A 12,826-nucleotide genomic window follows, 5' to 3' on the forward strand; every position below is an offset into this window, starting at 1 on the left:
CCTTTAGGGGACAAAATAATTATGCCATTGGCAAGTTACGGGTAAAAACCTTAACAGCTATGAATCCTATGGTTTTGCCTGATATACGTTATTTTCCCCATTTACATCTGCCATGAGTTGAGAAGGATCCAGAACAATGGCCGTTACCTCATCAACAGGTGTATCTATTGTAAATTCATAAGTGGGATAAGCCCAGGCCCAATCTTCTAGAACAGTTCTTTTCAAGGCAGGATAAGGATTGTCCTTTTCCCCACGCATCATACGTAAAGGAATGTAATAGGTTTCTTGATTGCCATCCGCATTTACCACTAAAATATCCAACGGCATGGGCATGTCCCCAATACGTTCAAGGGTAACTTTAGTTTTACCACCTTCTGCTTCCACACTTTTAATGGAATAGTCAATGGTATTGGTAGTCTGGGTCCAATCAGTTAAATACCAATCCAATTCCATTCCTGAAACTTTTTCAGCAGTTCTTTTGATATCATTTGGAACGGGATGTTTGAATTTAAAATCATCAAAGTATTTTCTGATGGTCTCCATTAATTTACCCTGTCCGATGATATAGCCCAATTGCGACAAAAAGATAGACCCTTTGCTGTAAGCGGCAATTCCGTAGGCAAAATTGGTGGTATAACGGTCTGCGTGCGTAGTCTGTGGTTTTTCCAAGCCGGAATTCACCAAAGCATAGTAACCTTTGTAAGAACCTTCAAAAGGGTTTTCCTTGTTCTGCTCCATAATTTCATTCATGCACAAACTGCTGATAAAAGTAGTGAAGCCTTCATCCATCCATTCGTATTTGGATTCGTTGGTCGCCAAAACATGTTGAAACCAAGAATGTGCCATTTCATGTGCCATTACGCCCACTAGACTGGAAAACTGTCTGTTTCCTGTAATAAGTGTGCTCATGGCATACTCCATTCCACCATCGCCACCTTGTACCACAGAATATTGCTTGTAAGGATATTTACCAATGTTTTTACTGAAGAATTTCATGGCCGCTTCAGTTTTTGGCTGGAGCTTTTTCCAGTTTTCTATAATTTCTGGATTGTTTTTATAATAAAAGTGCAATGTTGGTCCATCCGGCACTTGTAAAGTATCATGAATATAATCTGGATCTGCGGCCCACATGAAATCGTGTACGTTCGGCGCTTTAAAATGCCAAGTCAACGTTTTGCCCTTGGTTTTAACTTTTGTTCCTGGTGTTTCGTAGCCATGTCCTATTTCATTGGGATTTTGTAAATAGCCTGTACCACCTACAACATAGTTTTTGTCTAGGGTAAGTTTTACATCGAAGTTGCCCCAAACCCCATGAAACTCACGAGCTATATATGGATTGGGATGCCATCCTTCAAAATCATATTCAGATAGTTTAGGGTACCACTGACTCATGGATAGGGCCACTCCTTCTCTGTTATTTCTTCCAGAACGACGGATTTGCAAGGGTACTTGCCCTTTAAAGGTCATTTCTAAAGTGGTTTTTCCTCCTGAAGGAATTGGTATTGCCAAATCAACCACAAGAATGGTTCCTTCTTCAGCAAAGGTCACTTTTTTGCCATCTTGAAGCAAGGATTCCACATGCAGATAGCCCATTTCGCTTTCAGAAAGCGAGGCAATCCTACTTTTTTCATTTTCCATCATCCTACCATCAGGGTCTTTTATACTTTGAAGTCTAGCATCCATTTCACTGCCGGGTTGAAAGGCATTGTAATACAAATGATAATAAACTCTGCTTAATTCATCAGGGGAATTATTGGTATAGACCAGCTTTTGGGTTCCCCCATATTGAAAAGTCTCAACATCCATGGTAACATCCATGGTATAATCTACGTGTTGTTGCCAATATCCAGTGTTATTCTGTGCTGAAAGCATCAAAAACCCAGCTAAAACTGAAAAAAGGAGTGAAAGAAAACGCTTCATGTTATTTTGTATTGCTAGACAATGTGGTTTTTCCTTTGGAAATGTTCTCAGCCAAAATTAATGCATTGTACGCATTGACCATTTTCCCAGATTTGGAAATTTTATCAAAAGTATCTGACTTGGATGCATCTCCAGCTACAATTACAGAAGTTTTGGAACGCAGGCCTGATTGCATCAAAATATGTTTTACTTGTCTTGCCGAAAGTTGTGGATAATACGACCTAATTAAGGCAGCTACTCCGGCAACAGCAGGTGCTGCCATTGAAGTCCCACCCTGAAAATCATAATCATTGTTGGGCAGAGTGGAATAGATATCGTCCCCTGGGGCAAAAACATCTACGTTTTGCTTGCCATAATTGGAAAAAGTGGCAACCATTTTAGAACCGTAGTTACTGGCCAAAGCACCAACGGTAATCACATTATCTGAAATTTCAACGTTTCCAAACTTATGGTCATTTGGATAGTTTGGATTCTCAGGATTGTCCAAATCATGACCATCATTACCAGCTGCATGAACAATAAGCACATCTTTTGAAGCTGCATATTTGATGGCATCATATACCCATGTCGCATAAGGGGAAAAGGATTTTCCAAAACTGCAATTAATGATTTTAGCACCATTATCCACTGCATATCGAATGCCCAAAGCAATATCTTTATCGTATTCGTCACCGTTGGGAACTGCTCTAATGCTCATTATTTGAACATTTTTGGCCACACCGTTGACGCCCTTTCCGTTATTTCTTTCAGCAGCAATGATTCCCGCTACATGGGTTCCATGGCTTTCGGTGTCAACACGGTTTTTGGGATTTCCATTGCCGTAATCAGTGTCGGTTATATCATAAGGATTGTCGCCAACAATAGCTCTACCGTCAAAATCCTTATTAAGGTTATAATTGACCTGATCTGTAAAGTAGGTGATGCCTTCATTCAATTCTTCCATAACCTCTTTAATACTGTCACCGTATGCGAACATTTGCGTTAGAATTGCAATGTTCTGCTGCATTTGTTCCGTTTTGGCTTCTATGGCCATCAATTCTTTTTTGGTGTAAGAATCTTTGCCCAATTCTTTTTTAACAGCTTCATCGGCATTTTTCACCACTTGGAAAATTTGGTCATATTGCTGCTTGTTTTGAAGAGCTTTTGGATATGCTTCATCCAATTTTAACCTTGCTTTTGCCCTTTGGGAGGCATCTCCAATATCCAACCGTAGCATTCTAACATACTCCAATTGTTCATTGTAGGCCTCACCTAAAAAGTTGTATCCGTGAATATCATCAATATATCCATTGCCATCATCATCCTTTCCATTATTGGGACGCTCCCCTTTATTGGTCCAAAGCACATCGTCCAAATCCTCATGCTCTAAATCAATACCAGAATCCACCACTGCTACAACAACGGTTTTTCCACTTTTGTTTTTGATGATTTCACGATAGGCTTTATCAACACTCATTCCAGGGATGGTATCAGCGATTAGGTCTGCATGGCCCCAAGTCTTTTTCTGAGCTTCGGTTAGCTCAGAGACTTTAAGAGGAACGGCATCTATGTTTTCAACGGGAGTAGAAACTAAGGTAGTGGCTCCACATCCCATAAGAAATATGGAAGCAGAAATAGCAGTAAAGGGTATTCGAGTATATTTTCGATTCATAAATATGTAATTATAGCAATGTAAAACTTTATTGTTATTTGAATATTTCATTAAAGGAGAACAATTCGTTCAGCCGCACTCCTTTTTCGGTTTGTTTGAGTGAACACAGTTGGTTATGCGCATCGTGTTCAAAATACAATAACCAATCGTTTTTTGCAGCAGTGTTCAAAAATTCGGCTTTTTCTTTTAGCGTAAGCAAGGGACGGGTGTCATATCCCATTACGTAAGGCAAAGGAATATGTCCAGCGGTAGGAATTAAATCGGCAACAAAAACTATGGTTTTGTTTTGATAGTTGATATGGGGGAGCATTTGTTTTTCTGTATGTCCATCCACAAAAAGAATACCAAACCCCAGAGGGGAAGTTTTCATGTAAGTATCTTGTGAATGCTCCACAAAATGTAATTGCCCACTTTCTTGAATGGGCAATAGGTTTTCTTTTAAAAACGATGCTTTTTCACGGGCATTTGGGTTGATGGCCCAATCCCAATGGCCTTTGTTACTCCAAAAACGCGCATTTTTAAAAGCAGGTTCATAACCAGTTCTATCCTTGTTCCATTGAATGCTGCCACCGCAATGATCAAAGTGTAAATGGGTAAGAAATACATCGGTGATATCATCCCTATGGAAACCCAATTTATTTAAAGAATTGTCCAAGGAATAATCCCCCCAGAGATAGTAGTAACTGAAGAATTTTTCAGATTGTTTGTTCCCAAGACCATTATCTATTAAAATGAGACGATTTCCATCCTCAATCAAAAGACATCGAGCTGCAAGCTCAATCATATTTTTGGAATCTGCTGGATTGGTCCTGTTCCAAATGGATTTTGGGACGACACCAAACATGGCGCCTCCATCCAATTTAAAATTACCAGTCTCTATGGGATAAATTGTCATTCAGAAAAGCAAATGGCATGCAAAATAAGAAAAGAGCAACGCAAAAGGAGAAAAAGAAAGGATTTATTGGGCCTATTTTAACAAATTTGGGTTGATTGTAACTCTTTTTATGGCTTTTTTGATATGGTTACCAGCTATTTAGAATGGAGATTATCTTCAAAAAACGCCTAATTAGTGCTATAAAAATTAGCAGAAAAGAATTATTGACCATTATTTGAAGAAAAACTGTAAATTTCAAAAAAACTAAATCAATGCTAGAACTAGCAGGAATTATTATTCTCGGCATTATTGCACAATGGGTGGCTTGGAGATTTAAATTACCTGCCATTTTACCTTTGATTTTAATTGGATTATTGGTTGGCCCTGTGGCCACATTATATACCGAGGATGGTGCAAAACTCATTGAGCCTATTTGGAATGGTACCAAAGGGCTTTTCCCCGGTGATGGATTATACTATTTTGTGTCCTTGGCCATCAGTATTATTCTTTTTGAAGGAGGATTAACGCTAAAAAGGTCTGAAATTGCCAATGTAGGACCAGTTATCACTAAACTAATCACGGTTGGAACTGTGGTGACTTTCTTTGGCGCAGGGGTGGCAGCCCATTATATTTTTGGGCTCTCTTGGCAAATATCCTTCTTGTTTTCAGCATTGATTATTGTTACAGGACCAACGGTAATTACACCTATTTTGAGGAATATTCCATTAAAGAAGGATGTTTCTGCTGTGTTAAAATGGGAAGGTATTCTCATAGACCCGATAGGGGCATTGGTTGCGGTTTTGGTCTTTGAGTTTATCAGTGTTGGGGAAGGACAGGCCTTTACCAAAACGGCTCTTATAGAATTTGGAAAGATCTTGTTGTTTGGAACAACTTTCGGATTCACATTTGCACATGCATTGGCATTTGCGATCAAAAAAGATTTTATTCCACATTACCTTTTAAATGTAGTTTCTCTTTCAGTGGTTTTGTTGGTATTTGTTGAATCTGATTTGTTCGCTCACGAATCTGGCCTCTTGGCGGTGGTGGTCATGGGAATGGTATTGGGCAATATGAATCTGCCCAATTTAAAGGAGTTGCTATACTTTAAGGAATCGCTCAGTGTCCTGTTGATATCAATTTTATTTATCCTCTTGGCTGCTAATATTAATATTGGCGATATGCAACTGATCTATAATTGGAACTCTGTGGCCCTTTTTGCTGTAATTGTGTTTATTATTCGACCTCTTGGAGTATTTCTAAGCTCCCAAGGGTCTAATTTAAAATTCAATGAAAAGCTTTTTATAGGCTGGGTGGGCCCAAGAGGTATCGTGGCCGCCGGTATTGCCTCTTTATTTGGTTCGAAATTGTTGGCAAAGGGAGAACCAGGTTCAGAATACATTACCCCTTTGGTATTTATGATTGTTTTGGGAACCGTATTGCTCAACGCAACAACAGCCAGGCTTTTTGCAAAGCTAGTGGGGGTGTTCTTGAAGAAATCCGAAGGAATTTTGATAATTGGAGCATCTAAATTGTCTAGAATTATAGCCAACTATTTAAAAAAGAACAATAGACATGTGGTTTTGATCGACAATAATCAAACCAATGTTGATAAAGCTAAAAAGCTTGGATTGGAAGCTATTACAGCAGATATCTTTTCAGATACGTTGACAGATAATATTGAGCTTAACGACATGGGATATTTGATGGCGCTTACTGGAAACGCGGACATCAATAATTTTGCAATCAACAAATTTCAAAAACAGTTTGGAGAAAATGGGGCCTTCCGATTAGTGAACACAGAGGAGGTCAATAATCCTGATAACAACCCAAAAGAAGGCTTATTTTCTCCTACAGATGATTTTATCAACTTAATGGAAATTATTCGTAGTTACCCATCCATTCAGGAGATTGACGTTACTGACAAGCAACATTATGACAATCTCATGGAGGTTGCAAAAAAAGAAAAAGATATTGTGCCAGTATTTACCAAATCTCCCAATGGCAGTCTTGAAATTATTCAGGCCAATAGTCAGGATTTTCAGCTCAAAGGAGAGGGTTATAAATTGGTATATCTAGGAAAGGCTTTTGATGCTAACGGGCAACTCGTTTCTTAAATTTATTCCTCTCATCCTCTAGTTTATTTGTTTACATCAATTCGTATGGCGTATACGTCAATCGCCTCCTATTGAGTTACTTAACCCTTTATAGATTTGGGTTGCTTTTAAGCGAATGACCTAAATCTTAAGATAGTGAGAATATATTTACTACTGTTACTTTGGGCAATTGTCTTGCTTTTTGGTTGCTCTAAAGAGGATGAAGCATCCAATTGTGATTCTTGCATAATCCAAACGCAAAAAGTTAAGTTTTGCGATAATGGGGATGGAACATACCTTATCAGTTCGGCAGGAGAAAGTTTAAAATACACGTCCCAAGAAATAGAAGACCTTGGTTTAACTTTTGAGGAGTATATGAAATCTTGTTGTATTTCTGGAAAGATTCAATAAAAAGAATGCGCCAAGACACTTTTTTCTGGTCAATCAGATTTCAACAAAGTTGAAGACAACCAGTTGACGCATTCGCTTTTTTATTCTTTTAATATTGAAATAATGGCATAGCGCCCCATTTCACCAAGACCTCATTACCCTGCCCCTAAATTCGTAATCCGATCCGCGAAAAGCGATTTCAGCCCTAATGATGATATGTTTGCGTTTGCCCACTCTCCATCTGGGCCCCAATGAAAAATAAAGGTCATTGCCTCCATTCTCTTTTAAAGAGAAAGCGTATCCCAAGTTGCCACCAACCCCAAATTTTTTGGACAACGAATAGTCTATACGTGCACTAGCGGAAATCAGCCCAAAACCTTCTATATTTTTATCCTTGCCGACAAAATGTGTATAGTCCGCTTCTGGACCTGCACTTAGGTTTTTGGTCACGCCAAATTTGTATCCTGCAACAACTCCATAGGAGAAAGAACTTACATCTCCCAGATTTCCAGAGGGAATCCCTACGCTCAATCCAAGATGTGTGGAATTGGCCAATTCATCTTTTGAAATGGTGGAAACTGCAACGAGAGTTTCTTGTTTTGACTGATTTCTTTTTTGCGCCGTGCAGAATGTCGTATCAAAAAATAACAAGGCCACTGGAATTAGAAAGAAAAATAATTTTGTGTTTTTCATATTAGAAATGTTGTTGAGTTGATGTACTACTGAATAGCAGAAAGCCATCCATGTTTTTAAAAGCCCAAATTCACCTCGACCCCTGCGCTTATGGCATTAAAGCTTCCCCCTTCCACAGAGATACTACTGTAATCAAATATTGCGTTAAAGATGTCATTTATGACGTGAAAGAGGCCTAAAGAATAAATGAAACCGTTAACGTCATAGGATTTATTGGTTCCGATTGCATAACCCAGGGCTCCCCAAACCCCAAAGTTTTTTACCAAATGGTATCTAATTCCAAGTTGAAAGGGAACAAAGGGGTTGTCTTCTGTTTTGAAACCATTGGTCTCTTTTCCCATGAATTGGGTATAGCCCACACCCCCAAACACCTGTGCATTGGCAAAAACGGTCATATAGTAGTAGGCAAAAACGGCCAGCTTAAGTTTAAAGTAATCGCTTTCTGTACCCGTGGGAAGTCCAGCCATAAAATTGGCGCGGAAACCCCTATCCGCAGCTCCTGAAGATGAATTTTGCATAAAGTCATCCGCAGTATCAACGCCGAAGCTATTTTCAAAGGCATTATACCCAGATATGTCATTAAGAGCGGAAACGTTTATCGGTCTATTGGTCAATAAAGAATTGTCGATGTAATTTTCTGATGTAACGAATGCTATGGGTTCATTAAGAGATATACTTTGTATATCCTGAAGTTCTGCAAAGGTAGATCCGGTCTGGGCGGAAACGAATTGTAAGGTAAGGACTAGAAAAGTTGATATTAAGAAAGAAATTGTCGGCTTCATTTTTTGATGATTTTGGTTTAAATCAAAGAGAGCCATTAAACCATAAAAAGGCAATACCGGAACTCAGGTATTTTTTGTGGGAATTATAACAAGAACAGAGGTGTTTTCCCCTTTTTTGGAATCCAATAAAAATTCCCCCTTCATTTGGGCCACTCGATGTTGAATGTTCTGTAGGCCCAACCCATTGGGTTTTCCTTTTTTGGGGAGACCAATGCCGTCATCTTCAAAACTTAGCGCAACGGACTTTTCATGGCCAAAGAGCTGAATGGTCACCAATGATGCTTTTGCATGTTTAACCACATTCTGAAGCAGCTCCTGGACAATGCGAAATATATGGGTAGCAGTATGGTCATCCAACTCTTCGGGAAAGCCATAAGAGCTAAAGTGAATCTGGAAATTTTCTGTTTTTTCAACGGTTTCCGTTAAATCTTGGATGGCTGCGGGGAGTCCGACCAATGAAATTTCCGCAGGAGTTATATGATGGGCAAGATCGCGAACGTTTTCACAAATAGCATCGAAACTACTTTCAAGTAGTTGGTCAGAAAATTTTGATTCAAAAGTACGTTTGAGCTGTGATATCTTACTGCCAATATTGTCGTGCAACTCCCTGCCAATTCTGCTTCGTTCCTCTTCCTGACCTTGTAAAAAAGCGTTTAGAAATTGCTGTTGCTGTACCACCAATTTTTTGGCCAGCACATTGCGATCTTGATAGATTTTACCTAGAATTAAGGAAATGGTCACCGTAAGCAAGAGCAATTCCATAGTAGAGGCGTAAAGAATTGTGGGAAGCCCAAAAACAGAGGCGCTTACCACCCCAAAACTATGATGTAGCAACACCAGTATTGAACCTGCTGCCATACAAAAGAAAGACAAGGCAAAATAAGATCCAATTTTTGGGTTGTGTATGATGTATATGATGATTTGCACAATAACAGATAACACCAACAGCAAAATGGTAAAATACCAAAACTTCATAAATACCTCTGTATGTATATTGAAGGCTGATTTGTAGAGAAAATGAAGTCCCAATCTGGAGACTATTTGGAAGAGGACAATTATTTCAACAAACCTTTTGAGCTTAGGCATGTATTTTTTGGCCTGCAAGATGTGTTGTGCAAAAAGCACAAAAAGAATGGTGGAAAGTTCTATGGAAAGTACATATATAGTTTTGCCAACCTCAAGAATATGGCCAGGCAAAATCATATTGCTATACCCCAAATAGGAACCAATAAAAATAGAAAGCACCACTAAATAGAAACCATATAAAACAAAAGCCCATTTTCTGATAAGCCAGAAAATAAAAAGCGAAAAAATGAGGGACAATAGAATAAGTCCAAAGTAAGCACCTATTCCTAAATGTTCCATGGTATTGGATTGTTCGTAGGAGGAAGAATCCATTAGCTGGACTTCTGAAGAGATGGGTTTCCCTTTTGCTTTACCAAAGACCAAATAATAAGTGGTCGTTTCATTGGGGAGAAGGTCTAAAGCAATATGCCACTTCCTCCCTGAGGATTTTTTCTTGCTTTTTAACCCTGTTCTATCCAAAAGAACAAGACCATTCTCAGAAAACCTGTATAGCGAAACATCCTCCAGAAAAGGATACGAGAATGAAATGATTGTTTTTGTAGATTGGTTTAGCGTGTTATTGATTGAAAATTTTGAATAGGCATTAGTTGCATCAAAATCCAAGTAGTAAAATGATCTATCGTCGTTTTTAACTTGGAAAAGGTGTAGACTTTCCATTGAAAATGAACCTATAGCTTGTTTGGTCAATAATAATGGAGTAAGCTGCCTTAAGTTTTCATGGTATTTTTTTGATGTGATTTTTAAGGTGTCATTGGCATACATGGAATTGGTTATGAACACCAGTAATAAGCAAACAAGAAAAGAAAGACTAAATAATCTTGTTTTCATGCGCAAAAGTTACAAGTTTAGTGCTGCTATCCACACCCAGTTTTTTATAGATGTTTTTTTTATGGGTCTCAACGGTAAGTGGACTAATGTGCATTTTCGAAGCTATTTCCGGGACTTTTTTACCATCACATAAATATGTGATAATTTCTTTTTCTCTTTTGGTAAGATGGATGCTTTTATAGAAACCGTCTCCGTTAAGGTTTATTGCGTGGTTGTCAGTTACAACACCTTCGCCATGGTAAAAACCCTTTTCATGAGTTACGTGCTCTAGTGCATAGTAAAGATCATTGGAAGAGCAGTTTTTCAATAAAAACCCATTTGCCCCTTCTTTGACGGCCCTTTGAACAATTGATTTTTTATTGTACATGGTCAATATGAGGACTTTCAAACAGGAATCTTTAACACGTAAATCTTTTAAGATTTCGAAGCCATTTTTTCCTGGAAGGTTTAAATCGAGTAGTAAAATGTTGGGTTGTCCCTTTGATATCAGGTTTTCCAATTCCAAGGGGTCGGCAGTTGTCGCTATAACTTCAAATTCGCTAAAGCCAGTTATTATGGAACTAAGACCATCAACTACAATTTGATGATCTTCGCAAATAATGACCTTTTGTTTTGTGTTTTTCACTGTGGCATTTCGCTAAGCACAGTAATTTACAAAAGAATTAGTCATTCAACTTTAAAACGGCCATAAACGCTTGCTGAGGTATTTCCACATTGCCTACTTGGCGCATACGCTTTTTACCTTTTTTCTGTTTTTCCAATAGTTTTCGCTTTCTGGAAATATCACCTCCGTAACACTTGGCCGTAACATCTTTACGTAACGCTTTTATGGTTTCTCTGGAAATGATTTTGGAACCAATAGCTGCCTGAATAGGAATGTCAAACTGTTGCCTTGGGATAAGCTCTTTTAGTTTTTCGCACATTTTTTTACCGATAGTGTGCGCATTATCAAAATGTACCAAAGCAGATAAAGCATCCACAGGCTGCGAATTTAAAAGAATATCTACCCGCACCAGTTTAGAAACCCGCATACCAATAGGAGTGTAATCAAAAGAAGCGTAACCTTTTGAAACAGTTTTCAATCGGTCATAAAAATCAAAGACAATTTCTGCCAAAGGCATATCAAAAATAAGTTCAACCCGTTCTGTGGTCAAATACGTCTGATTGGTAATTTGTCCTCTTTTTTCAATACAAAGAGACATTACATTTCCTACAAAATCTGATTTTGTAATGATGGTTGCCTTAATATAGGGCTCTTCCACCCGGTCCACAGTAGAGGGGTCTGGCAAATCTGAGGGATTGTTGACAATGACAGCAGTCTCCCTATCTTTGGTGGTATACGCGTGGTAACTAACGTTGGGAACCGTTGTTATTACTGTCATGTTGAATTCCCGCTCCAAACGCTCTTGGATGATTTCCATGTGTAGCATCCCCAGGAATCCGCATCGAAAACCAAAACCTAGTGCAGCACTACTTTCAGGTGTAAATACCAGTGAAGCATCATTGAGCTGCAATTTTTCCATGGAGGATCGCAATTCTTCAAAATCTTCGGTGTCCACGGGATAAATTCCGGCAAAAACCATAGGTTTTACATCCTCAAAACCTTCGATTGCATTTTGTGTTGGATTGTTGGAATCCGTAATGGTATCACCAACTTTAACCTCACGAGCATCCTTTATACCTGTGATAAGATAGCCCACATCACCTGTGGAAATTTTATTTTTTGGAACCTGAGTGAGTTTTAAAGTGCCAATTTCGTCGGCGTCATATGATTTTCCTGTGGCAACAAACTTTATACGTTGCCCTTTTTTAATTTCACCATTTACAACCCTAAAGTAAGTTTCAACACCCCTAAAAGGATTATATACAGAATCGAAGACCAAGGCCTGTAAGGGTTCATTTAAATTACCTTCAGGTGCAGGAACGCGCTCAATGATGGCAGTGAGTATATCTTCAATTCCCAGTCCGGTTTTGGCACTGGCGGGAATAACTTCTTCAGGATTACAACCTAAAAGATCTACGATATCGTCGGTAACTTCTTCAGGGTTTGCACTGGGTAAATCAACTTTGTTGAGCACTGGAATAATCTCCAAATCATTTTCTAGGGCCAAATACAAATTTGAAATGGTCTGTGCCTGAATACTTTGAGCTGCATCAACCACTAAAAGAGCACCTTCACAAGCAGCGATTGAACGAGATACTTCATAGGAAAAATCTACGTGGCCAGGAGTGTCAATTAAGTTAAGAGTATATGTTTCTCCCTCATGCACATATTCCATTTGAATGGCATGGCTCTTTATGGTGATGCCACGTTCCCTTTCAAGATCCATATTGTCTAAAAGCTGGTCTTGTTTTTCACGCTCCGTAACAGACCCTGTATAATCCAATAACCGATCTGCAAGGGTACTTTTGCCGTGATCTATATGTGCAATAATGCAAAAATTTCTAATCTTTTCCATACCAACAGTTGCTCAGCATTTTAGTAGGTTGATAAGCATCTGCAAATATA

General features: G+C 38.7%; 10 protein-coding genes. 2 read left to right on the forward strand and 8 right to left on the reverse strand.

Annotated elements, in window-relative coordinates; genetic code table 11:
* Nucleotides 1–66 precede the first annotated feature (66 nt).
* From HJC33_RS04850 to HJC33_RS04860, 3 genes are read right to left on the reverse strand one after another with little or no spacing between them, the layout of a single operon-like run.
* Entirely contained in the window at nucleotides 67–1,920 is a 1,854-nt protein-coding gene (locus tag HJC33_RS04850; protein WP_171657675.1) for a M1 family metallopeptidase, read from the reverse strand.
* A 1-nt stretch (nucleotide 1,921) separates the two neighbouring features.
* Nucleotides 1,922–3,571, reverse strand: coding sequence for a S8 family peptidase (locus HJC33_RS04855; RefSeq protein WP_171657676.1), 1,650 nt, complete (start codon nucleotides 3,569–3,571; stop codon nucleotides 1,922–1,924).
* A 34-nt stretch (nucleotides 3,572–3,605) separates the two neighbouring features.
* Nucleotides 3,606–4,466 carry an MBL fold metallo-hydrolase gene (locus HJC33_RS04860; protein WP_171657677.1) on the reverse strand — a complete coding sequence of 287 codons (861 nt, stop codon included), beginning with the start codon at nucleotides 4,464–4,466 and terminating at the stop codon, nucleotides 3,606–3,608.
* Nucleotides 4,467–4,717: 251 nt separating this feature from the next.
* Here HJC33_RS04860 and HJC33_RS04865 point away from each other — a divergent pair, with 251 nt between their 5' ends.
* Together HJC33_RS04865 and HJC33_RS04870 are read left to right on the forward strand one after the other, a co-directional pair.
* A complete protein-coding gene (locus HJC33_RS04865) occupies nucleotides 4,718–6,559 on the forward strand; it encodes a cation:proton antiporter (protein WP_171657678.1) in 1,842 nt (613 codons plus the stop codon).
* Between the two features lie 135 nt (nucleotides 6,560–6,694).
* Nucleotides 6,695–6,949: a hypothetical protein gene (locus HJC33_RS04870; RefSeq protein ID WP_171657679.1), complete on the forward strand. Its 255-nt coding sequence runs from the start codon at nucleotides 6,695–6,697 to the stop codon at nucleotides 6,947–6,949.
* Nucleotides 6,950–7,069: 120 nt separating this feature from the next.
* On the opposite strand, the gene HJC33_RS04875 is transcribed toward HJC33_RS04870, so the two are convergent.
* From HJC33_RS04875 to lepA, 5 genes are all read right to left on the reverse strand, one after another.
* Entirely contained in the window at nucleotides 7,070–7,621 is a 552-nt protein-coding gene (locus HJC33_RS04875) for a hypothetical protein (RefSeq protein ID WP_171657680.1), read from the reverse strand.
* 56 nt (nucleotides 7,622–7,677) lie between these two features.
* Nucleotides 7,678–8,403, reverse strand: a complete 726-nt coding sequence (locus HJC33_RS04880) for a hypothetical protein (protein ID WP_171657681.1) — start codon at nucleotides 8,401–8,403, stop codon at nucleotides 7,678–7,680.
* A 63-nt stretch (nucleotides 8,404–8,466) separates the two neighbouring features.
* Nucleotides 8,467–10,317, reverse strand: coding sequence for a sensor histidine kinase (locus HJC33_RS04885; RefSeq protein ID WP_171657684.1), 1,851 nt, complete (start codon nucleotides 10,315–10,317; stop codon nucleotides 8,467–8,469).
* On the reverse strand, nucleotides 10,298–10,942 hold the full coding sequence (locus HJC33_RS17475; protein ID WP_171657686.1) for a response regulator: 645 nt from the start codon (nucleotides 10,940–10,942) through the stop codon (nucleotides 10,298–10,300). Before HJC33_RS17475 ends, HJC33_RS04885 begins: the two co-directional genes overlap by 20 nt.
* 37 nt (nucleotides 10,943–10,979) lie before the next feature.
* Nucleotides 10,980–12,776: a translation elongation factor 4 gene (gene lepA / locus HJC33_RS04895; RefSeq protein WP_171657687.1), complete on the reverse strand. Its 1,797-nt coding sequence runs from the start codon at nucleotides 12,774–12,776 to the stop codon at nucleotides 10,980–10,982.
* Between the last annotated feature and the right edge of the window lie 50 nt (nucleotides 12,777–12,826).

It is taken from the genome of Flagellimonas amphidinii (assembly GCF_013090115.1).
Lineage (GTDB): Bacteria > Bacteroidota > Bacteroidia > Flavobacteriales > Flavobacteriaceae > Flagellimonas > Flagellimonas amphidinii.

Coding starts and splice junctions, on each gene's coding strand:
- HJC33_RS04855 (WP_171657676.1), bottom strand. CDS start 3,571: ATGAATCGAAAATATACTCGAATACCCTTTACTGCTATTTCTGCTTCC.
- lepA (WP_171657687.1), bottom strand. CDS start 12,776: ATGGAAAAGATTAGAAATTTTTGCATTATTGCACATATAGATCACGGC.
- HJC33_RS04865 (WP_171657678.1), top strand. CDS start 4,718: ATGCTAGAACTAGCAGGAATTATTATTCTCGGCATTATTGCACAATGG.
- HJC33_RS04860 (WP_171657677.1), bottom strand. CDS start 4,466: ATGACAATTTATCCCATAGAGACTGGTAATTTTAAATTGGATGGAGGC.
- HJC33_RS04875 (WP_171657680.1), bottom strand. CDS start 7,621: ATGAAAAACACAAAATTATTTTTCTTTCTAATTCCAGTGGCCTTGTTA.
- HJC33_RS04885 (WP_171657684.1), bottom strand. CDS start 10,317: ATGAAAACAAGATTATTTAGTCTTTCTTTTCTTGTTTGCTTATTACTG.
- HJC33_RS04850 (WP_171657675.1), bottom strand. CDS start 1,920: ATGAAGCGTTTTCTTTCACTCCTTTTTTCAGTTTTAGCTGGGTTTTTG.
- HJC33_RS04880 (WP_171657681.1), bottom strand. CDS start 8,403: ATGAAGCCGACAATTTCTTTCTTAATATCAACTTTTCTAGTCCTTACC.